A 24,467-nucleotide genomic window follows, 5' to 3' on the forward strand; every position below is an offset into this window, starting at 1 on the left:
TGAAATTACTTCGGTCCTTTCTTATTTCAAATTTTAATTTATACATTTCTTATCTGACTTTTTCTTATCATGAAACTCAAAATCAATAACAAAATACTGGTTCCCAACAGAATTGGAAGTATTGCATAATTGGTATCTCCGATTGTTCCCAGATAATTTATCTGAGGAGCCTGAAAAGCAGCATAAGTCAGTAGAAAAAACAGGATTTCAAATAGCTTCTTCCCACCACTTAGAATCCCCAAAAACACACTTAAAGCTATAATAAATACCACTCCATTTAAAACCTGTATGACCGATATAAAATTAACGTTTAGTAATAAACGTAAGATCAAGGGTAATGCCAATATGGTGAGCAGACCTAGTACGGCAAGAATCTGAGCTGGAAGCATTCTTTGTAGTGGTTTATATGAGGCAAACGTAAAGTAATACAGTCTGTTTGTGACTTCTTTAGTGGTCAGATCTGATATTCTGTTCACCTGCAGAAAAAGCAGAGCAGGAAGCAAAAAAACATAGGCGATCGCCAATGGAGCAAATAACATAGCCAACCATAAACCAATATTCAAGAGCCAGAGCCATTTGGAATCTTTCCTTACCATCAGTAATAATTCTGTTTTTAAAAATAAAGAAATACCGTAATCCGGCGTTACAGATGGTAGTGCAGATCTTTGAAACCCTGCATAAGAAATCGCGGCTGATCTTTCTTGTGGAATCTTCAGAACCGGACTGCTTTTCATTGCTTGTTTAAAATCGAAGCGGTGAAAGAAAAAAGATGAAATATACACTAATAGTAAAGTAAATCCTATCCATACTGCTCTGCTGAGTACATACGACGTATTCCATGAAACCCCTTTCCACTCAAAAGTCCTGAAACTTTCTTTTTTATTGATTGTATAGCCAAGAGATACTCCATCGATATTTTCATTAAACTGTTCATTTACCTGATCCTTAATACTATTCGTCACAATTCCCATCCCAAAACCGTCCCGTATACTGGAACCATGTTGATCATTCTTTTCCATCATCCCAGATAGCATAAAAGTGAAGATAAAAAAGTACAGTACATTTTGAAGAATTGTTTTTCGGCTTAAAAAAACCTCCGCTAATATTGCCAATCCTGAAACTATAATTAAGGAAGGCACCACCATGTAAAAGTACGGCCGCAAGAAATCTCCAATATGGAAAGGATATCCTGAGTTTTGAATAAGAAACATAAGAATGCCTACGAGAAGAGCTATCATGGAAATGGTAAGCAACACCATCAGGTTACCAAGAAATTTCACAAAAATATAGCCGAAATTGGTAACGGAAGTAGAGGCAATAATTAACCCCACTTTTGTATCAATATCCTTTTTGATAGCCCCGTTGATCAGGTAAAATCCAAAAAGGGATAAAATGACCGTACTCATTAATGCCGAAATATGTCCGGCCCAGGCTGAATTGTAAACCCCTCTATATCCTGGGATCGTCAACGTTGTATAGCCTGCCTCAGGCAACGGCACAAAAGAATGCGCCGCATAGATTGTCACAGCTAGCGTGATGAGAAAGGCATAACTACGGCTGCGCTGCAGATAGTCTCCCATGATGATATTGTATAAATTTCTCATCGTATGTACGGTTGAGTTTTTGTTAAAAACAGGTAGGCATCTTCCAGCGTTGCATTAACAGGTCTGGAATTCGCTGCCGGCTGATGGGTACCTGAAATATACCTTAGCAACATTTTGTCCGATTGTCTGGTGGTATTCACCACCAGATATTGTGATTTAAACCTCTCAACCTCTGATTGGGAAAGGGCAATTTCAAAAATTTTATTTTTTACTTTACTGATCATTTCCGGAGCTGTATTTTTTTCGATCAGCATTCCGCTTTTGATGATAGCGACCTCATCGGCTACTGTTTCTATATCAGAAACAATGTGTGAGGAGAGGATGACAATAGCATCACCAGCCATTTCTGAAATTAACTGACGGAAACGCACCCTTTCTTCAGGATCAAGACCTACTGTTGGCTCATCGAAAATAAGTATTTTGGGATCATTAAGTAACGCCTGGGCAATCCCTATTCTCTGCTTCATTCCCCCGGAATAGGTACCAATAGGTCGTTTTGCATCTGCAGTAAGATTTACGCCTTCCAAAAGCAGATCAATACGTTTATTCAGACCTGCTCCGCCAACTCCTTTCATTGCCGCTATATATTTCAAAAACTCATAAGCATTGAGATTCGGATATACCCCAAAATCCTGCGGAAGATATCCTAAGATTTTTCGGATCAGATCCGGATTTTTAACGATGTCTTCACCGTCCAGTAATACACTCCCGTAAGTGGGTTTGCTTATGGTAGCAATAATTTTCATTAAAGTTGATTTACCGGCTCCGTTAGGTCCAAGAAGTCCTAACACTCCTTTTTCAATGATGATGGAAAAGTCTGAAAGTCCTACCATTCCTTTACCAAACATCTTGGTGAGTATTTTAATTTCAAGTTGCATTATTAATATTTTTGTACTGTAAGTTGTTTGTTTTTCAGCATTTTATATATAGAGATAAGTGATTTTTAAAAAAAAAGACATGCACTCTCTATTATAATTGTATCAAAAGATCTTTCTTTATTTAAAGGCTTACCTGAAAAGGTTTTCGATCATTCTTATCCTTACTGGAAAATGAAAAAAATAAATTGATATTAGATTAAAAATTGCTTCTTTTACAATCTTTTGAGCATCTTTCTTTTATATCTTTCAACAATTAATTTACATCATTATTGTAATATCTTTATGACTGCGTAATATATTTTGGAGGCATCATAAAATCTACTTTTTACCAACCTAAAGTCCCGGTAATAAATTCAGCAATCTTAGGATTTAAATGCTGATCGTAAATGCTATAAAAAAACTTAAAAACAGAAAGATTATATTAATTATTTTTAAAATATTCTTTTCTTTCATCATCGTATACTATTAAATTTTTGTGTTTTTATATATTGCTATACCGCTTAATTTAAATGCAGAAAAATAAATCTGATTATTCCGTATAACTTGAGCAAGTACAATTGATCTGTTAATATTCTCCCGACATAAAAAATGATTATTGTCTGTTTGTACAACCTTATCTATAAATATCTTCCTCTGGTGAAAGCAAAAATTCCTTACCATCCTTCCTGACCACTTTAATGGATTTATTGGCTAACAAAGATTCTATCAATAGTAACCTAAAATCAGATACATAGATAAAGTCGTCAACTGATTTGCCATTAATCGATACAAATTCATCGTTTAACCTGAGCTCTGGATATCGGATAACATTAGGATTATCTGTGATAGCAACTACTACAAACTTATTATTTTGAATGGCAATAGAAAAACCATATGTCTTCTCCGGATAATTGTTAATAGAAGTTGTTCTGGGCGTTAATATCATGCTTCCTGCTGAATTGTTTAAGCAGATATTATAATGGCGGAAAAAACGGTTTCCGATTACCGGTCTGCCCTTATTTGTCAGCAATATTTTTACAGGATCTTTTAATTTGGTGATACTATCTCCTATTCTATAATCAAATTCTTTAATAGTATATGTAGTATCAACCTTCGAAATCCCACTTACTGAAGAGGTGAGACTCCCGATTGTGACAGATTTTTTAGTTTTTCCAAAAATCGGCAAAGCCTGCATTGGCATTTCTATAGTATCTCCATTATAACCAAAGTCAATCTGTGCTACCCCCATACGAAAATTAACCCCGAAAAGAATTTTATAATTATTGTAGGGATCTATTTCGAAAGGAAGGACAGTCCCCTTTACAGCAAAAGTGTTCCTGGAAACAGTTACTTTTTTATGATCAAAATCAAACCTCCAATTCAGTTTTCTGATAATGGATGAACCCAGAATTCCTTTAATTTTCACTTTGCCAATCATTTTAGAAAAATCCACATCTGTAAAGGGTGTATTCGTGATTGTTACATTACCCAACTCAACTTTGTCTGCTAATTTTACGTTCATTTTGACAAATACAGCATTACCATCCCTGGCATCAAAATCTTTCAATGAAGGTACACTAGTAAGTTTGACTTTATCTTGAATGCTTAGGTCCAGGGCTGATGTTGAGAAACCATTATCCCAGAGAAAAGATTCTTCTACCCCGTTCACTTTGATTTTAATAACAATCATGTCATCGATGATCTCTATTGGAAGAGTTTCATCTTTTTCTATCTGAACTTCTCCCAGATTGAGAATACGGTTAAATTCTTTGTCCTTATCAGAATTTTGTGCTTTTAATTTTCCTGGCATTGCCACAAGTAACAATGCGAGAATAAAATACAATTTAAAAATTAGATTAATCATTTATTTTAAAGTTCTGTGTGTTAATTATCAAATACTATATGTAGAGAAGCTATCGTATACATCAATTCAAGGTTATCAACATCTCATTATGCCTTTTTTCACTGGTGGATCAGGCATGAAATAAAAATATTCAATTCAAGATATATCAGTGAATAAATTTATAAAGAATAAAAGGCCTGTAATGGTATATTTTTACCAAAATTTGGTATAACTCTGCCTTATTGATATTATTTTAGATCCTGAAAAAATCATGGGAGTTTTGAGAAAAGGCGTTGAGAAAACGGATTATACGCTATATATGTATTAAGTTCGGTTTATCAAATGATCTCATTCTTTCGTAAAAGATAAGCTGTAATGCCGGCTAATACGCAATCACCCATTAAATATTTTTCTCCATCTGCTGACTGTATTCCGGCTAAGACTAAAATGGTTAGCCAGCTGTATATTGCTTAATTTATTTTTTTTCTGATATTCAAGAATTTCTAAAATTGTTGACCGATCATACGACCGGTGTTTTTGATTTTGAGAGAAATTAGTATTTCCTCTTTTTCCAAAAATAATGGCATTAATCTTAATCACATCCTGCACTGAAAAAATAGCTTTGGACATCAATGATCTACAATCTTCCTTCCTCTCAGGATGCAAGATCTGCAGAATATCGCTATAAATTTTTTTGTAATCCGGGCTTTTATTTGTTTTCGTATGGTTTTTCATTGTCGATTTTTTTTTAAATTTTTTTTCTCCTGCAGATGGGTTTACAGCATCCGGAAAACCGGATATTTTGTTACTTTAATCAGATAAAGGATTGACCTCTATTTAAAATGCGGAGAATATAAAATAAGATAGTGAGAATATTATCTGAAAAAAACTTTTCAATTTTACATTCCCCGCAGTAAAAAAAACACAAACACTACTTAGCTTTATTTCTCTGTTAAGCAAATCTTCTTCGAGACAGTAGCCCATATTAAAATCTTTGAATTGAATATGCACACCATTATTTTAGACTGTTGGTATAGTGAACATTGTGTTTTAATTTTTTGAATTTGAATTCCTGATAAAACAATGGGATCTAAATTTCATTTACCAACAAAAGTCTGGAAATATATATTCCTGTCTAGAAAAAGGGTTACACCCAATTAAAAATCTCCCATATAACGAAGCGTTACAGTAGAGCTCTCCTGGATTGGACTTGTTGTTTGAGTGGTTCCTGACCCACTAGTTACTCCTTCATTAGATCTGAAGATCTGTATTTTAAGGCGGTCATTTTGATTTAAATATAAAACGCCTGCCATAATACTTCCAACGGTCGTATCAGAGCTTTGAGTTCCAGCACCAAGTGTTAATGCCGGAAAACCATTTACTGTTTTAATATTGGTGGCCCCTCCATTCTTCAAAAGTGAAAATTCATAAGTATCCCTTCTAAATACATCTGTGCCGGCAGCCCGCATGGTGATTATACCGGAAATATCATAATAGCCTTTTTTTCCTATGATCAGCTCTCCGTTACTATTCACGGTGTAGACCGAAGCGGCAGAGGATGGTTTTACACTTCCGGCTAAAAAGCCTAAATTTCTGGTATCTGACTCTGACGTAGACAAGGTATAAGCGCCTTCATCAAAATTATTTTTTAAGTTGGCAAAAACAATGGTTCTATTGGAAATTTCCTGATTCATTGCAAACAGCGCAATCCATTTTACGCCGTCCCAAAAATAAAACCCCTTTTCAATGGCCTGGGTAGCCGGATTTTCTGCATCTAAAAATACCAGAAGTCCTTTTTCTTTAATTCCGGAAGTATTGAGTGAGGTAACTCTGGGGATGATAACTCCTTCATTATTTTTAGGATTCGAAGGATTCGACGATTTTACATCAAGAGTTGATCTGGGACTTCCCGTATTGATTCCAATCTGCGAAAAGCATTTACCATTTAAAAGGATGAGTAAAAATATTGCGAAGATAAAAGTCAGCTTATTCATAATCTTAATTTAAATTTGATAATATAAGAGAGTAATTTGTAGCCGGAACGGTTGGGTTACTACCAACACCGCTTATTTGTCTTGTCTTAATTGTAATGATGTCACCTTTGATAAGTGAAATAACCCCTGTAATAATCGTATTAGTTGATCGATAAAAATTGTCCGGACTAGTTAATACAACCACGGTAGAAAATGTAGGACTGGTATCGGTATTTTTAAAAATACCGATTTCTGCTCTGACACCAAAGGTTGATGAGGCCTCTGTCTTAATACCTCCGGTAAAAATTATCGAATACGTCCCCGTTGATCCTATTACAATATCTCCGTTGGTATTGATTTTGAAATTAGGATCAGGCGTGTCAATATCATTAAAACTGGTTTTATACCAGACACTAGATTGCTGAATCGAATTAAAAGCCGGGGTGGCTGAATAGACTACTTTAAACAGATTATTGGTCAATACTTTAGTTTGATAGATAAACTGCCATCTATTGTTGCTGTGATCCCAGAAATACAGTCCGGAAGCCCCGAGATTCGGTGTCAAAGCACTGTCCAGATAGACCAGCATCCCATTTTGGTCCGTTCCGGGATCAACAGTCGGAAATTTTGTTACAGTCGGAAATAACATTCCTGCAGAATTTTCAGGATTTATTGTTGATTTTGCTGAAATATCCAACCTCGCTTTAGGTAAAGAAGTATTAATGCCTATATTTCCTGCCTGTGAAAACAGAAATGATGAATATAGGAAAGAGATCAGGATAAAAGTAATTTTCATGATTTTATTCGTGTAAATAGGTTAATGTAAGGGCATTGTTTCCAAAACCGGAATACGTGATATTGGATGTTGAAGCTTCACTTGGCTTTGTAACGGTTACGGTGATTTCATCACCTGCAGAAAGACTTACGATATCAGCCATGACAATATTACTGCCGCTTATTCTTTCTACAGGAATTGAACTGCTTGTGGAGATCACGGTGCTTCCATTTCTTTTTAACTGAAAGTAAAAAGTAGCTCTGGTAAATGCGGGAGAAGTTGTCTTCAATCCAGAAGAAAAGCTGATATAGTAGGATCCTTTCTTGCCAATCCGCAGCTTATTAGTGGACAATGAAAACCCGTCCCGGTTCAGTGGAACAATGCTGCTGAACAGGACAGACTGTTCACTGTTCGAATTGGTAGATCCCAAACTGAATCCTTCCCCCTGTGCGTTGTATAAACTATCATCTTGTGTAATGATGTAGGGAGCTCTTACCAGATAATCCCATAATACCCCGTTCCAGATATAAAGACCATCCAGAATAGTCGTATTTGTGTTGTTAAACATGTAGATAAGCTGTCCTTTTGCGACTGCAGAATTTGGAAACTTGTTCATTCTGGGAATCAAAATACCATCCTGTCCTGTAGGATTTGCAATACTGCTTGGCTCTATGTGTAGCGTTGCTTTGGGAGAAGAAGTCCCTATGCCAATTTGCGAGTAAACGGATGCTCCTGCCAAAAGACAGAGCATTGATAATTTTTTTTTCATTTTTTCATTTGTTTATTTCATTGCTATCATCCTATGCTTTATCATTTCACATTCGAAATACATAATGGATCTACCAATTAGAATTGAAGTACAAATAAAGTAATTAGGTCAGGATTTTTAAAAAAAAAGGCCCCCCAAGAGGCCCTCTAATAATAAAAAACCTAATAATCAACAACTTAAAGACCATTAATAAAACTTCGCATCCAGATGGCAAGATCCTGATCAGGAGATAAATTCAGTTTTTTCCGAAGATTATACCTGTTATTCTCAATGGTTTTTACCGCTTTGAAGGTGTACTCCGCAATTTCCTTGGTTGAAAAACCAAGATAGATATAAGAACAATAGGTGAGTTCTGAAATTTTCAAATTCGTATTAACTTCAAGCATTTTGCCCAAAAAATCAGGATATACTTCCTGAAAGCGGGTCCAGAATTGAGGATTGTTATCTTTTGCCATTTTCAAGAGTTCAGTAAATGATTCATTGATCTTCTGCTGAAGGCTTTCATTCTGATTTTTTTCTAAAAGAAGTTTGGCTTCCGCCTGTGTTTTTATGGTGGATGATTTTTTATAAAAGACAAAAATGACAATACATATACTTACAGAGATCAAGATAATTATACAATATAGGACAACCCGGTCCTTCCGGTCATTTTCCTCCTGATCATCAAGAAACTTGGATATAGGAATATCTAAAATATTTCTTTCTTCCTGTGTGAGACTGTCTTTCAATTGCGTATATTTTAACAGATATTCATTTTCTTTCTCTGTATTATCAAGATGCCTGTAAGCATCTGACATCAATTTATAGGATTCGAGATTTCTTTTTTTCAGTCCTATTTTTTGGGTTATTTCAAGAGAGGCATCAAGGTAGGCCACCGCATGTTTATATTCTTTTTTCGCAATAGATAATTCCCCAAATGCACGCAAAACATTTGCCTTTCCTTCAATAGAAACCTTTTTTGTCAGGAGAAGATCATTTGCCTTATGGACGTAGTAATCTGCAGAATCTATATTGCCATTTTTTAAATGTCTTTTCGCTATTGTAATAAACAACATAGGTTTGGGAAATCTCATACACTTTCTTTCATAAACATCTACAGAATCCATTATATTTAAATTACTAAATGAAGAGAGCTTCCAGTCATAGTTATCATATATTCTCTTTTCCCTTATCTTTTGGTCTTTAATTTTATGGGCTACCTTAATTGATGTGTCAAAACTTTGAATTGCCTGCCTGTAAAGACCTAATGAATGGTAATTGGTCCCATAAAAAAAAGCAAGACGTGAATTCAATTCGTCATCTTCAAAATTCTGTAGTTTTTTTTCTGCAATTTCAAGAAAACGAAAACTGTTCTTACTGTCATTTGTTATACGTAGCGCTATGGCTAAATTAAGATATGCCGTGATTTCACCCTTGTCGTAATGAATTTCCTTCGATCTTTTAATGAGGTCCAGTTCCTGCAAAATAATCTGCCTGTAGCTCCCCAATGTGCTCAATCTGCTGTATCCATCGACTTGTATGCTGTCTATTTGAAAAATGGTATAATTCTGCGCCTTAACAAGTGAGACAGATAAGAGACAGATCAGTAACAGGATCATTTTACAATTCATTTTTTTGCTTTTTTATTCTACACCACACTCATTATTTTTTTAACACTTTAAAGGACTCATCTTCTATCTGTATAAAATAGATACCTGTGGGTAAGTTTTTAAGACCAAACGCAGCTTTATTCTCTGAAATTTCTACCATAACGTTCTGTTCCATCTTTTTACCAGTACTGTCATACACCTTAATTCTACCGGAAATCGGCATTTTATCTTTAGTGATGATGTATACCCAATCTGTTGCAGGATTAGGAAAAACTCTGTAGCGACTTTTCTTTCCAACTGATGAAACCGATAAAGTCTGAATCTGCTTCAAAGAAACCTGCTCTGTAAAACCGTTTTTGGTAATAAATGAAACCTCCGTAGATCCTCCGGCAGTCTGAAGGCTTACATTAGGATTCGGAATGTCTATTTCCCAAAGACCCGCCAATTTCACAGTAACTGTTTCACTTTGGGGGACTCTGTGCAGCCTGGAAGCCGTATTGCTGATCTGCCCAAAAGTATAGGATTCGTTAGGGGCAAGCAGACCTAATCCCGGATTGGTAAGGCTCATCTTTAATTTTGTATTGTTATCCGTTTTTTGAGTCATAATGACAGCTGGTTTATCTGATTTTTCCAGCACATCATAATTAAATGTTGTTGTAGCATCCCATATCACATAGTTATAGATTGATTCCGGAATATATAATGCGATGTGGGCCTGTGTATCCTGCTTCAGAACAGAGAAAATAGCATTAAAATTGCTCAGAAAATTTCCGGTTGCAGCCCCACCCTGCAGTTGAATAGCATATTGATAGGTTGAGGCTTGCGGAGCGACACCATGATCAATGAATGCCTTTACAAAGCTGCCTGTTGTACTTCCGGTGTTGGCCTGATTAGGAGAGTTTTGAATGCTTCGTTTTACAGTAACTGAATTATTGTTGTAGGTGGTGTTGGGTATGACATAGCCGTTTCCGTACGAATCAGTGGCCCATAGTCCGCCTCCGGTTGTATTAAAATTATAATCGGTACCTGAAGCTGTGTTCCCGTTTACCCAATTAGTATCCGCTGGATTTACAATCAACGTTTGAAATAAGGTGGTATGAATTGGATAACTGCCTGCATTATCTTTAATATCAGAGCCCAAACACAGGATTTTATCTCCAAAGAAAAAATAACTTTTAAGCGCTGTCATTCCCGTCAGTGAATTGGCATCTTTATAATCTATAGCAAAAACGCCATTGTTATGAGCCATATGGGCATGAGCCAGAAAGTTTTTCCCATTCATCTGTCTCATGGTATAGTCTGCCAGAATATCAAACGGAACACTGGCAACTGTTGTTCCCGGAATATGACTCCAATCCCAGCCGTTATACCGTAGGGCAACGTCATTGGCTAAAAAAGGGTTTCCCTGAGTAATAATTTCCGTAGCACCCGCGGAAGTATAAGCTCCGAAGCGGTTTTCTGAAGGTCCGTTTTCGAAGTGCCATATGTTTTTGCTGGTTCCTTTGACACTGATCTGCCAGCCATTGAATTTATGAACACTCAGTCCTGCATACGGAAAACCAAATGTCCCTGAGGTGAGTTCAGGTAAGGGAGATAAACCTGCATTCACGACATCAGAGATATTTTGTATCCCACCTAAGGAATGTATAAGATTGATGCTTACACTATTTTCTCTTACCAGTCTGTTGTTGGCATCACCGGAAATATTCCAGAGCCGCATGAATTCTTTTCCAGCATCTGCATTTTCTACAGGGCTCGAAATATAAAGATAAGCCAAAGCGGGTCTCAAAATATTATATGACGCTGTTGTAAAGGGAAAACGTCCTGCGAGTCCCTGAGGCATTGTAAAATCTTTACTGAAGGTTCTGTAATTAAGGATGGCTTTTTTAAGGTTTTGCCGGGCTATACTGTTCAGCTCATAAGGTGAGCCTTTCAACATCATATTAAGAATGGAGGCCTGGTGTAGAGCATCTATTCCATAGGAGTTGGAATAAGCTCCTCTGTGGTGAAAAGTAATATAATCCGGCTTTATAGCATCTGCCCAGCCATTGGCAATAAGGAGAGCATTATTGATGAAATTTTTCAAATGATTCATGTTGTTTACCCTGGAGGACTCTGTATCTTCCTGAGCTAATACATAGCAAAACCTTTGCTGGACCGATGCTCGTATGACATCACTGTTATAGCCGGGATAGGTAAAATTAAAATAACGAAATTCATGAGATAAAAAAGTGGTAATCCCATTGAGAGCACCCATATGATGGCTGAACTTTCCCGCAGCTTTGAGTTCATTTTTCATAAGCAGGATTGCTGTAGCATAGGCAGAAGATCTCAGCGCAATACCGTAATGGCTTGTCACGACCTCTTCATTGTCTGCCAACAGTTCATATTCAAAGTTGGTCGATGCGGAGACGCCTTTGTCTTCAATATATTTAAAGATTTTCAGAATATCTTCTTTGACAGCAGTACTATTATAATAAAGATTGGGTGAGGCGGCAGAGCCCTGAATCTTATACAGATAAACAAGACGGATAAGGGATTTTTCGGTACTATTGAAAAACTCATCTTTATCGGCATCTACAGAAAAGTCCCAGATATTTCCTGGATGATCAAAATCATACTGGGACAAATTAAGTGCTTGTATTCCTGAATTTTTGAAACTGTTATATCGGGTATTTACCAAACTGTTACTGTAATCTGCATTTTCACCAACAAGCCAATTCCTGTATTGATCTCCGATTGTATTAATTGCAGCGTTTTGAGCATCAATCGTGTTGCCAATTCCTAATAAAAAAACAAACAATAATGTTAAAGCTTTTTTCATAATTCTAATTTTAAGATTTCAATTAAAGATGTCTGCTGATTGTTATTGAACCTCTTACAGTACGATGATAGTCATCAAAAAAAATACATGTATTGAGTTTTATGTTTTTACCCGAGTCTTGAAAAAACATCCTCTCTCCATCTGGCCACCGTATTACGGCTTAATTTAAAATACTTCTCCAACGGAGTGTTATTAAGGGGATGTTTCCTATGATAATCCGGAATATCCCCTATGCTCTCGTAGTCATATAATTTCAATTTTTTGTTGAAATTAAACGACAAATCTATTTATCTGCATATTTGTTTAGCCACCTGTGCAGAGTCGTTTTAGGGATATGGTAATCATGGATGATGTCATGCCTTGTCTTTTTACCTGTTCTTATAAGTTCCAGAATAAATTCTATCACTTCAACGGTGTATATATTTTTTCTAAACTCAGGAAGACCGGGTGACTTGATACTTTGGTTAGATGATTGAACTTCCAAAGCTCTAGCAGGTGGAGAATACAGAATAAGATGTTGTGAATAAATTCTGAAAAAATCAAATTTCAATAGCTTGCTCCACCTTAAAACAATATCAGTCGGCAAATCTTTTTGCAAAAACATAGCTTCCATCTCAGACTCGTTACACTGAAGAAAATTACAAATACGATGCGGATCTGTTTCCAGCTCATTGACTCTTTGTTTAATCAATAAACCAATATTAATATCTTTAAAATGAGTATTCATTCTGTAATTTTTTATGTTATTACTAAATGTTCTATTTTTTGATTTGAAAATTTGAATAAAAAAATATGCTTTACACTCAGTATCAAATCGTATCATATTGCATTTATAAGTATGTATTTTTATTATCGCCTAAATGTTTCAGAATGTCTTATAGTTATTGACCTAGGTATACAAAAATATTGGCAGTTATATAGGCAGGCTCTATTGAAAACGCCTGACCGCCACCGCCTGTGCTACCACTTGCCGTATGATTATGGTTCCAGGCATCTGTTGAAGTCGTTGCACTTGTACTGGCAGATGTAAAATAGTAATTCACTGACGCTCCTGCTTGGGTACCCGTTCTGGCTGCCGAATTTCCTGGTGAAGCAAGATAGTTATCACTGGCGGTATGGTTATGATTTCCTGAACTTCCTGTGACTCCACTCACAACAGTATAACCAGGCATATTTGATTGTGTTAAAGTATAACTATTATTCCCATTAACAGTTCCTATCGTTTCAGTAGTATCTTTAATATAACGGTTTCTGGAATCATACAGGACTGAACCAAATAGTATTATGGCATTGTTTCTGGCTACTACAGAAGCAATTGAAGCTGCAGTCCTTCCGTCGAGTAGATACCAGCCTGAATGATCTGCTTTTTGCATTCCGTATTTTATATCTCCTAAAGACGGAAGTAACTTTACACCATCAGCTTTGTAAATATTGCCGTTATTATCCAAGGTAAGTACACTAGATCCGGACATTGTACTCACCTGCCGTATCCGCATATTACCATTTACGTCTAATGTTTTTGTAGGTAACGCTGTATTGATTCCCACTTGCGCAAAGGCATAGGAAAAAAAAGATCCTAACACCAATGTATATAATTTTATTGTCGTTGTCATTTTATAGGGTATTTATTATTCACCGAGATAGATAAAAGTATTGGTTGTTACATATTGGGGTACAATATTCAGGGCAGTAGCAGAACCTCCTGCGTTTGCAATAGAAAATGAGTGACTGTGATCGCCCGATGTTGACGTGGTTGAAGTTTCTGTATGCTCCAGCCTATTGTTACCACCAAGGGGATTATTTAATGTAGACAAGCTCACGAGCGTTGTTCCTGTAGACGCACTTGTTAAACTATACTGATCTGGTGTCATTTGATGATTATGAGAGGCATTATCAGAAGTCGTATTTCCGGTATAATTGTAATTGGGAAGATTCGCCTGAACTAGTGCAATACTATTATTGCCTCCCAACTGAGCGACCTGGCTTGCTATTGGTGAAGCTTTCAGAAACCGCCCTGTTGCATCAGGTAGATTACTTGCAAAACCTAAACTGATCGCGCGGCTTTGTGTGTTAACTGGTAAAGACGTCACCGCTCTACCATTAAGCAGGTACCAACCTTGATGATCAGCTGCCTGAAATCCTGTCTTTATGTCGCCAAATACATAACCTATTGGCATAGCACCTGTTAGTTTACCTACATTACCCTGACTGTCAGAAGTCACAATCTGATTGGTAACACTTCCTTCCTGAACATTTCTGATTCTCAAATCTCCGTTAATGTCAAGAGTTTTGGTAGGAGTATTAGTTTTAATCCCCACCTGAGCTTTTACATAGTACATCGAAAATAGAGATAGAATAATATAAATTATATTTTTTTTCATCACTTTTATTTTTAAGATCCCAGGTATACAAATGCATTTAGTACCAAATATGCAGGCGTTAAATTAAATGCCTGATTTCCGCCATTACTGTTCAACGTGACACTTGTATGGGTGTGACTGCCGCTGTTTGTTAACGTTCGAACATCTGTTTGTGTTCCATAAGGGGATCCAGGATTACCTACCAAAAATGCCCTACCAGTTCCAGCAGACCCGCTATTTTCTATTTGTGTTATACTGTGTGTATGAGCCCCGTTAGTACTAGTCGTTCCGTTTATGGCAAAATTGGGCAGATTATTTCTTGTCAGGCTAAGACTAGACGCCCCACCTAATACTCCTAACTGTTCTGACCCGCTTTTAGTTTTCTCTAATCTGTTAAGAAAATTCGGAATATTGGTAACAAAACCCAAGGTGGAAGAGCTCGCCTGTGCATTAGCAGGGAGGGATGCAATACTTCTCCCGTTAAGTAAATACCACCCTCCACTATCGCTGGTATCGCGGCTGTACTTAATATCCCCAACAATATCTTTTCTTATATTGATAGAACTTATTTTTAGCAAAAATCCATTACTGTCAACGGCGAGTAGCTGCGAAGTATTTGGAGCAACAGGTAAGGTCCGTATTCTGGCTTCTCCATTAACGTCCAACATGGCAGTAGGACTATTGGTGTTAACTCCAATTTGGCCTGAGGCAAATCCTGAAATAATCAAGGGAATTAATAGAATAATTTTTTTCATTTCTCTAAGTATTTAAATTGTTCCTACGATTTGGTGTACAAAAATTGTAGTTTTTAAAAACAATACTACATTCCAGGGATCGTGCAGTATTGTTTTGAGATGTGTTTTTAGAATCTGAATATTGTAAATGTTTAACTATGACTAATATATAACAAAAATTGATAATTTTAAAAAATAATTCATAAAATTTAAAATATACCACATTATTTTAGCTATTTTTAACTTAATTTATTCTTTTTTTTGTGATTTAATATGATAAAATCACATTAAAAAGATTTATTTAATTTTATCTTTTGCCGCTATAAGTAATTTTGCCTTATAATTATTTCTAAAATAATTCTCTAATTAGAGATAAAACATAAAGCTCTTTAATTTTTAAACGTCTTATTCTGATTTACGATTTTTATTTAATTATGGATTTATTACTGAAATATTTATTGAAATTCATTAAAATAAGTTGATCATTATCACCAAAACCCTAACAACATTGTGTTAAACAAAAACTATTACCCAGGTATGAGATAGAGCTAACTATTACCTCAAACATTATTTTCGGATTATTTTACCAAGAAGTGACATGTCATGGACTGTACAGAAAGTTGGAAATACATGGTACATGTATACTGTTGAAATTTTTCATCATTCTTTTTTTTAATAATTGTGTTTTTAGTAAATCATGAATTTGAAAAAGATATCTGTATTTTACCCATCAAATTCGATCGCAAATAAAATAAAAAAGCCAATCATCACAAAAAGCAAAGGCCCTCAATAAGCCCCCTAAATAAAAAAATTGATTGATAACGAATTACACTCTACTTTATAAGATAGCATCCACAATATATTCTATGTCATGGAAGTCTGCACTTTTATTTTTGAAGCGTCATCAACAATTTCTTAAACCTGAAAGTATCAATGCATCAACATAAGAGATAAATACCGGGATTTTAAAATACTATTGAGCTATAAGGTCTTTATGAAAAATGATTTCAATAACCCTATACGTCCATTGGAAAGAAGCCAGACAGATAAAACAAAATAAGCTGCCTCGTAAGTGAAGCAGCTTATTATTATTTACTGTATTAGGATTTATTGTTTCCAGAAACTCCAAACCCTACCGTTAAAAACAGCCAGTTGCTTATTAAACGTATCATACACCATCATTCCCGGGGCGGGGTTGATGATGTTAAGATGCGGACTGGCCACTTTTGGCAGTATCATTGCTTTAGTGGTGTCCTCCAGGACCAAAATACCCGGAGTAGAAGTTGGAGTTCCTATTGATGTCTTTGCGGATGTCTTTTCTGTCGCTGTATTTTGGATCAACACACCATCCACCCCCGTCAACGGGTCAACCGTTGTTCCGGATGTTTCTAACGAAAGGTCTTTCCATCCCGAAGCATACTTAATCTTAACTTTTTTATCGCTAAGATCATAAACCATGGTTCCATTGACAGCCCCTGTCACCGCTGCTGTCGATGTTACCCACGGCAGTATGATTCCCCTGTTAGCCGTTCCAAATTCCAGAGAAACAGACCCGGAAGAAACAGAGCTTTTTCCTATAGCAACTTGTGAAAAAAGAGATCCAAAGGACAAAGTCAATATGATTACAAAGATATTTTTCATCTTGAATAGATTTAAAGGTTAATTAGTTGGGCAAGTTTGAGTATTGAAGCAGGTCCATCCGGCCGCAGTTCCGTTGATGTTGACCTGTAAACAATCCAGCGTAATATTATAGACCATCATACCCTCTACAAGATTAGCTGTAGGAATTGCAGCAATCTGTGCTGAGGTAAGTCTATTGGGAACAAAGCCTTTCGTTTTGGCTTCCAAGACAGTCCAGGCACCGTTTCTTACCAGTGGCCAGTTGGCTCCTCCCGAAGAAGCTCCGGCTCGTCCGAGGGATGTAATTCCAGAAGGAGAAGTCAGACGAGTACCGGCAGTCACTGCGGGCCTGTAACACACAGCCTGAGTATCTGTATCTGTGGCCGTATTATTAGTATTGTTGCCATCTGTTACATTAGACGGAGGAGTAATCGTTGCGGTATTAACCAGATTTCCGGTATAAGAAAAAGGTATATTCACTGCTACAGTATAGGTTACCGTACTTCCATTCGGCAGACTTACCACATCATTAATTGCTCCGGATTGTGTTCCGGATACAGAAGTAGCCGCTCCACCAGCTGCAACTGTGGTGTAACTTACATTGGCTGATGGAATTCCAGCAGGAACAGGATCTGAAACCACGGCATTGAGAACAGCGGAAGGACCATTATTACGGGCGACCACAGTGTAGGTGGTCGTAGTTCCGGACGCATAGCTAGAAACTCCATCGGTCTTTGTAACCGCAAGATCTGCAATCAAATTGAGTTGAGTATCTGTATCTGTAGCGCTATTGTTACCTGTGTTGGAATCTGTTACATTAGATGGAGCGCTGATGGTTACAGTATTGACAAGATTTCCAGTATAAGAAAGAGGTACGTTTATTACAACGGTATAGGTTACCGTACCTCCGTTAGGTAAGCCCACCAAATCATTGATAGCACCGGTCTGTGTACCGGAAACAGAGGTGGTAGAACCACTGGATGCCACTGCGGTATAACTCATGTTTGAAGCCGGAATTCCAGATGGAACATTATCTATAACCCTTGCGTTCAATACCCCAAACGGCCCATTATTACGAGCCACTATGGTATAAGTGGTAGTGGTCCCTGGCGTATAGGTAGTAGACCCATCAGTCTTAGTGACAGTAAGATCAGTATTTAATGTGATAGGTGACGTAACACAATGCGCACCATCATTGGCCGAACTTGCCGGAGCATCAGAAAGTAAAACCCTTCCTCCTGTCGACAGATTAAACTGATAAAACCCTCCAGCATTACTTACCCCAAACATTTCGCCTGAATTGGAGCCGAACATCGCCCCATAAGGTCCATCAAAATAGCTTCCCCCTATTTGAGTCACAAGTCCCGTATTTGGATTGATTGATATTAATTGTCCATTTGTTAATTCGACCCCATATAGAAGTCCAGTAACCGGGTTATATGCCAAATCAGGCAGATTAGTATTTGCTGACAGAGTTATGGTTGTAAAAGTTAATGTTGTGAGATTTATTTTGAAAATCTGATTGTTGCTGGTATTCTGTTTCACATAAAAATTACCCACATTATCTATTTCTCCGGCATTATAAATTGCAAGTGGAAGGCCTGTTATTGACCCATGAACAGAAGAAGTTCCGTTGGAATTGATCCTTAAAACAGTATTAGAGGCAGAACCAGTGGCCATACCATACATGACGCCATTAACCGGATTAATACCGATAGCATTATAATTACCAGAGGCAGTTCCGACTGTAGTATAGGTAAAAGGATTGGTTGATATTCCAACATCATACAAAATATTAGCCTGTGAAAGATAGAGCTTATTGCTGTTACATCCAAAAGCCTGAGCTTTTGAAAAAACAGCGAATAATAATAGCGCTAATAATACCAGCCTTTTCCCAATAATTTTTTTAAGGTCTTTGAAGTCGAGGGAATAAATATTTTTCATGGTTAAAATTTAGATTAAACTACTTGTGTATTTTGAAATTACTTGTACCTAAGCAAATCAACTGAAAAATCTAAAATTTACAAAAAAAACAGGCCCCCAACAGGCCCTCTAATAAAAAAATAAGCTAATAATCAACACTTTACACATCCCCCATAAAGCTAAGCATCCATATCGAAAGATCCTGATCAGGAGATAATTTCAGTTTTTTCCTAAGATTATACCTGTTATTTTCAACAGTCTTGACCGCTTTAAAGGTGAACTCAGCAATTTCTTTTGTAGAAAATCCCAGATAGATATAGGCACAATAAGTGAGTTCTGATACTTTCAGATTGGGATTCACTTCAAGCATCTTGCCTAAAAAAAAGGGATACACTTCCTGAAACCGGGTCCAGAAATGTGGACTTCCTTCTTTAGCCATTTTTAATACTTCAGAAAATGATTCGTTAATCTTTTTCTGAAGATCCCCGGCATGTTTTTTTTTCAGGAACAGTCTAGCTGCCGTCTGTTTTTTTATAGTTTTTGCTTTTTTATATAAATAAAGAACTGAAAATAATGCACTCACCCCTATAAATACAATAATGTAATAGAGCTCTTCCCTACGCTTCCTTTCATCTTCCACCTGATCATCAAGAAACCTGGATATAGGAATATCTAAAACATTTCTTTCAGCCAGCGTGACACTATCATTCAATTCAGTATACTTTAAAAGGTATTCATTTTCTTTTTCCGTAAGATGAAGATTCCTGTAGGCAACTGACAGCAGTTTATAGGTTTCCAGATTTCTTTTCTTAAAGCCCATTTTCTGAGTGATTTCAAGAGACTCATTAAGATAGATCAGAGCTTTTTTATACTGTTTTTTCGCAATAGATAATTCACCAAATGCACGCAATACATTTGCCTTTCCTTCAATAGGGACCTTTCTGGTAAGAAGGAGGTCATCTGCTTTGCGGATGTAGTAATCTGCAGAATCTATATCATCTCTTTTTAAATGCCTTTTAGCTATTGTAATAAATAGCATGGGTCTTGGAGACCTCATACACTTTCGTTCGTAATAGTATACAGAATCCATCATGTTTAAATTCCCGAAAGAGAAGCGTTTCCATTCATAGATATCATATATTCTTTTTTCCTTCCTTTTTTGGTCTCTGATCTTATTAGCAATAAGCAGGGACTCATCAAAACTTTGGATGGCGTACCGATGGAGTCCGAGCGAATAGTAATTGATTCCATATACATAGGAAAGGCGCGATTTCAATTCATCATCCTGACATTTTTTCAACTTATTTTCTGCAATTTCAAGAAAGAGAAAACTGTTCTTGTTATCATTCATTCCACTTAATGCAGTAGCTATGTTAAGATATCCCGTGATTTCCCCTTTATCATAACGGAGCGTTTTGGCTCTTTTGACAAGCTTCATTTCCTGCAAAACAATTCCTTTATAGTTGCCTACATTACGTAATCTTCCATAACCAATGCTTTGCAAACGATCTATTTGCAAACGGGTATAGTTTTGCGCTTTATATAGTGAAAAAGATAAGATACAGAGTAAGAATAATGTATTTTTAAAATTCATTGTTTCATTCATCAAATCGGCATATTTAAAATACCCCATATTCAAATATTAAATATCTTTCTTGTAAAGCTGTGCAGTCATCGTTCCTTTCCCCCAATTATAATTGAGTCCACTTGCACTGTTCATATTATAACGGATTATACATGGAGAAGCTGTCGTGGAGCCCTGCAGCTCCAAATAGCCGTTTAATGTGTAAGCGACAGTTATATCACTGCTTGTATTATTTATGATCCGTTCAACATATGAGGCACTTACTGTTGACATTTTGACACCATTGGACCCCCTTGGATAAGAAAACTTTCTTGATCCCGCAGGCATTTCAATACCATTCTTAACAAAACGGATTCCATAATAAAGCATCACTCCATCAGCACAGTTTAGATTGCCTGATTCTACTGCCAGCCCTAAAGGAATAGAATAATTAATAACGACCTGCACATCTTTATTGGCGGGAATTACAATGTTCAGTCCCATCCCAATATCAATATTATTAACTGAGCTACCCGTTGCCCAGGTTCCGGTTATATCAATATTATAAGGATTCGTAGCAACTAAAGAATAGATATCATCTAAAGCATATTTTCCAGGGGGCTGTAAAGCAGAGACCGGAAGCCTTTTCCCAACTCCACTGGCATCCAATACCAAAACGAGATCTGTGGAAAGTAAAGATCCATACTGAGGAACAGCCCTCAGACGGATATTCCCGTTTACATCAAGAGATTGTGTGGGGTTTGCTGTGTTAATACCCACATTATTTACCTGGGCAAGAAAATGAACGCTCACCAAAAGTGAAACGGCTAAAAAAGATTTTTTTGAAATCATCATGTTTTTTTAATTTAAAATTCATCAAATTATTCCTTCATTATTTAATGATGGAAAGGAGTATCGATTTTGTGTTTGTATTTACTTTATAGTAATCAGTCTATTCATTAGAATATTTACTTATCCATTTATAAAGTGTGGTTTTAGGAATTCTGTAGTCGGCAATGATCTGGGCTCTTGTTTTTTGTCCGGTATGAATGAGATCCAAAATAAAATCTATCATTTCTCTTGTATAAATATTTTTCCGGAACATTGGTTTTACCGACGTATGGTTTAACTTTTTTATTTCATGAGAAGAGACTGGCGGAGAATACAAAATAAGATGTTGAGAATAAACTCTGAAAAAATCAAATTTCAACAGTTTGCTCCATCTCAATACAACATCTGTTGGCAAATCTTTTTGCAAAAACATCGCTTCTATCTCAGATTCTGTGCATTTTATAAAATTGCATATGCGAAGGGTGTCAATTTCCAGTTCATTGACTCTTTCTTTAATCAATAAACCAATATGAATATCTTTAAAATGATTGCTCATCACCGAATTTTTATACTATTAATACACTTTTAAACAGACTCTTTTAATTGGTAAAACCCATTGTATCTTTTTTATTAAGAATTCAAAAAAGGCATATCCTTTTTCAAAGTAAAGACCTAATGCAAATAAAAATAAAAATCTCAAACACTCCCAAAAAACGACACCTCAAGAAGCCCTCTAATTAAGAAAATACTGCCTATAACTCATTTAAACAGTACTTATAAATACACATCCGCAATAAAAGCTCACATTGTATGCTCTGCTATCAGCAAACAGTAGAAATCATGCTAATACTTAATATTATTTCATTCATTTGATAAAATTCCAAAGTGATAAAGACTTCTTTATATTTCTCTTATAATAAAAATAATTTAACACATTGATAAAAGAGCCAGATACTAAATATCCAGCCCTTACTATTAGAAAATTATTAAATATCAAAATCAGTTCATGGGCACCGCGAAAAAATAATTCTCCCCATGACTACCCACTGTTGCACTTGGAGGAGTACCAGCAGGAGAGTTATTAGCAAACCATGTATAAAGTGTAGTAGAATTTGTAACTTTCACTGGAATTATACCTGATAAAAAAGAAAAACCGCCCATACCCGATATACTAGGCGCTAACCATCCAGAAACAAGACTACTTCCTAAAAAGCTGAAATTAGTAGTAGAAATAGTAGAACTGCTACTACTTAAAGTAATTCTCATCCATAAATTATTATTTGTTGTGGCAGCAACACTACTATCAACTAACTGCCCTATGTAAACAAGCCATCTTCCAGGTGCCAAAGTTAAAGATGAACCTATTAACGTACTAGAATTCACAGTTTTACTTGTTGTATTTATAGTACCCAGAACAGCAGGAGTAACGCCTGAACTGGTCGCCCAAGTAGCTTTACCCGTTGCATCACTAATCAAAACTTTATTAGTCCCCTCACTACCATCCTGCATTTGAAAAGCGGTGTACTGCCCAGAACTTACAGTATGTAATTTTGCAGTAGGTATTGTGATACCTATTCCCACATTTCCGCCAACAGGATTTAATACTAATGGCAATCCGCTATTTAAAACTTTATTATGACTTGAAATATAAGAGCCATAAGGTGAATCTGCAAAAGTTCCAAAATCTAATGCATGATTAGTTTCTCCATCGATTCTTAATGTTGCATTAGTGATAGTACTACCCGAATCAGATGGTTGTGCGTTTTTCCCTGTAACTACTAATTTATTGGATGGCGTTGTGGTACCAATCCCTATCCTTTTATTAATCGCATCTACAGAAAATGTACTTCCGTCTACAGAAAACGCATTGATAAGATTAGCATTGTTAAAGGCCAGTGAAAAACCTGCCTGATTTACCGTTCTTGTGCTATTAAGTGTTCCGTTAGAGTTGTACATGTTTACAGGAGAACCTACGTTTAATTTCACCCAAAGACTTCCGTCAAAATAATAATAGCCTAAAGCATCTACATTAGCAGCTATTCCTCCTTGTGTTCCGTTGAGATTATTTACGTATATCAACGTTGAAGTGGGTATAGCGGTCATGCTGAAAGCTCTTTGCCTGTCTACCCGGGGAACAAGAAGACCATCTACATTAGAAGTTGTTCCTGTAGCATTTTTAGCTGTAATATCGAGTGTCGCTTGAGGGGAAGTAATACCAATTCCTACATTCCCTGTATTGGTTAATACCATCCCGGGAGACCCAGCAATAGGAGAAGAAGCGTGAAATTGAAGCGTATTTAAACTGATACCCAAGCCTGAGAATAGACTTCCATCATTATAAAGCGCTAGTTTTTTTCCTTCCGCAGCAGTAATACTACTCCCAATATTATTTCCCAGATGAAGCAGACTGAGTGGTGATGCAATACCTATTCCTACGTTTCCACCAACAGGATTTAATACTATAGGCAATCCGCTATTTAAAACTTTATTATGACTTGAAATATAAGAGCCATAAGGTGAATCTGCAAAAGTTCCAAAATCTAATGCATGATTAGTTTCTCCATCGATTCTTAATGTTGCATTAGTGATAGTACTACCCGAATCAGATGGTTGTCCGTTTTTCCCTGTAACTACTAATTTATTGGATGGCGTTGTGGTACCAATCCCTATCCTTTTATTAATCGCATCTACAGAAAATGTACTTCCGTCTACAGAAAACGCATTGATAAGATTAGCATTGTTAAATGCCAGTGAAAAACCTGCCTGATTTACCGTTCTTGTGCTATTAAGTGTTCCGTTAGAGTTGTACATGTTTACAGGAGAACCTACGTTTAATTTCACCCAAAGACTTCCGTCAAAATAATAATAGCCTAAAGCATCTACATTAGCAGCTATTCCTCCTTGTGTCCCGGTGAGATTATTTACGTATATCAACGTTGAAGTGGGTATAGAGGTCATGCTGAAAGCTCTTTGCCTGTCTACCCGGGGAACAAGAAGACCATCTACATTAGAAGTTGTTCCTGTAGCATTTTTAGCTGTAATATCAAGTGTTGCCCGAGGGGAAGTGGTACTAATTCCGACTTGCGCTTTTGTAAATATCCCAATAACCGCCAACAGAATTGTTAAACTTTGTTTTTTCATGTGTTTATATTTATTTCAAAATTTTTGGCCGACATAAAAAATAATAACTTCAAAAAAATG

The 24,467-nt window shown here is 36.4% G+C and carries 19 protein-coding genes; all 19 read right to left on the reverse strand.

What is annotated here, in order from left to right:
- Positions 1-38 precede the first annotated feature (38 nt).
- Complete coding sequence (locus tag BUC06_RS05665; protein WP_073330939.1) at positions 39-1,604, reverse strand: hypothetical protein; 1,566 nt, start codon at positions 1,602-1,604, stop codon at positions 39-41.
- On the reverse strand, positions 1,601-2,482 hold the full coding sequence (locus tag BUC06_RS05670; RefSeq protein WP_073330942.1) for an ABC transporter ATP-binding protein: 882 nt from the start codon (positions 2,480-2,482) through the stop codon (positions 1,601-1,603). Before BUC06_RS05670 ends, BUC06_RS05665 begins: the two co-directional genes overlap by 4 nt.
- A 613-nt stretch (positions 2,483-3,095) precedes the next feature.
- Positions 3,096-4,325, reverse strand: coding sequence for an aspartyl protease family protein (locus BUC06_RS05675; RefSeq protein WP_083563980.1), 1,230 nt, complete (start codon positions 4,323-4,325; stop codon positions 3,096-3,098).
- A 372-nt stretch (positions 4,326-4,697) separates the two neighbouring features.
- Positions 4,698-5,039, reverse strand: a complete 342-nt coding sequence (locus BUC06_RS05680; RefSeq protein WP_073330947.1) for a transposase — start codon at positions 5,037-5,039, stop codon at positions 4,698-4,700.
- 422 nt (positions 5,040-5,461) lie between these two features.
- Entirely contained in the window at positions 5,462-6,298 is an 837-nt protein-coding gene (locus BUC06_RS05685) for a hypothetical protein (RefSeq protein WP_073330950.1), read from the reverse strand.
- A 4-nt stretch (positions 6,299-6,302) separates the two neighbouring features.
- On the reverse strand, positions 6,303-7,073 hold the full coding sequence (locus BUC06_RS05690; RefSeq protein ID WP_073330952.1) for a hypothetical protein: 771 nt from the start codon (positions 7,071-7,073) through the stop codon (positions 6,303-6,305).
- A 4-nt stretch (positions 7,074-7,077) separates the two neighbouring features.
- Positions 7,078-7,821 carry a hypothetical protein gene (locus BUC06_RS05695; protein WP_073330955.1) on the reverse strand — a complete coding sequence of 248 codons (744 nt, stop codon included), beginning with the start codon at positions 7,819-7,821 and terminating at the stop codon, positions 7,078-7,080.
- Between the two features lie 176 nt (positions 7,822-7,997).
- Positions 7,998-9,431, reverse strand: a complete 1,434-nt coding sequence (locus BUC06_RS05700) for a helix-turn-helix domain-containing protein (protein WP_083563982.1) — start codon at positions 9,429-9,431, stop codon at positions 7,998-8,000.
- A 31-nt stretch (positions 9,432-9,462) separates the two neighbouring features.
- Entirely contained in the window at positions 9,463-12,234 is a 2,772-nt protein-coding gene (locus BUC06_RS05705) for a polysaccharide lyase family 8 super-sandwich domain-containing protein (protein ID WP_073330961.1), read from the reverse strand.
- Positions 12,235-12,517: 283 nt separating this feature from the next.
- Complete coding sequence (locus BUC06_RS05710; protein ID WP_073331547.1) at positions 12,518-12,961, reverse strand: transposase; 444 nt, start codon at positions 12,959-12,961, stop codon at positions 12,518-12,520.
- Between the two features lie 154 nt (positions 12,962-13,115).
- On the reverse strand, positions 13,116-13,847 hold the full coding sequence (locus BUC06_RS05715; protein WP_073330964.1) for a hypothetical protein: 732 nt from the start codon (positions 13,845-13,847) through the stop codon (positions 13,116-13,118).
- A 15-nt stretch (positions 13,848-13,862) separates the two neighbouring features.
- Positions 13,863-14,615, reverse strand: a complete 753-nt coding sequence (locus tag BUC06_RS05720) for a hypothetical protein (RefSeq protein ID WP_139263308.1) — start codon at positions 14,613-14,615, stop codon at positions 13,863-13,865.
- Between the two features lie 11 nt (positions 14,616-14,626).
- The gene (locus BUC06_RS05725) at positions 14,627-15,349 is read right to left on the reverse strand and encodes a hypothetical protein (protein WP_073330969.1); all 723 of its coding nucleotides are present in this window, start codon (positions 15,347-15,349) and stop codon (positions 14,627-14,629) included.
- Between the two features lie 1,086 nt (positions 15,350-16,435).
- A complete protein-coding gene (locus BUC06_RS05730) occupies positions 16,436-16,969 on the reverse strand; it encodes a hypothetical protein (RefSeq protein ID WP_073330973.1) in 534 nt (177 codons plus the stop codon).
- Between the two features lie 18 nt (positions 16,970-16,987).
- Positions 16,988-18,892 (reverse strand): DUF11 domain-containing protein, encoded by a 1,905-nt coding sequence (locus tag BUC06_RS05735; RefSeq protein WP_073330976.1) that lies wholly within the window; start codon positions 18,890-18,892, stop codon positions 16,988-16,990.
- Between the two features lie 139 nt (positions 18,893-19,031).
- A complete protein-coding gene (locus BUC06_RS05740) occupies positions 19,032-20,504 on the reverse strand; it encodes a helix-turn-helix transcriptional regulator (RefSeq protein WP_073330978.1) in 1,473 nt (490 codons plus the stop codon).
- Between the two features lie 9 nt (positions 20,505-20,513).
- Positions 20,514-21,290, reverse strand: coding sequence for a hypothetical protein (locus BUC06_RS05745; protein WP_073330981.1), 777 nt, complete (start codon positions 21,288-21,290; stop codon positions 20,514-20,516).
- Between the two features lie 97 nt (positions 21,291-21,387).
- A complete protein-coding gene (locus BUC06_RS05750) occupies positions 21,388-21,822 on the reverse strand; it encodes a transposase (protein ID WP_073330983.1) in 435 nt (144 codons plus the stop codon).
- Positions 21,823-22,265: 443 nt separating this feature from the next.
- Complete coding sequence (locus tag BUC06_RS05755) at positions 22,266-24,407, reverse strand: hypothetical protein (protein WP_073330986.1); 2,142 nt, start codon at positions 24,405-24,407, stop codon at positions 22,266-22,268.
- Between the last annotated feature and the right edge of the window lie 60 nt (positions 24,408-24,467).

Source organism: Chryseobacterium carnipullorum, assembly GCF_900142785.1.
Classification (GTDB): domain Bacteria; phylum Bacteroidota; class Bacteroidia; order Flavobacteriales; family Weeksellaceae; genus Chryseobacterium; species Chryseobacterium carnipullorum.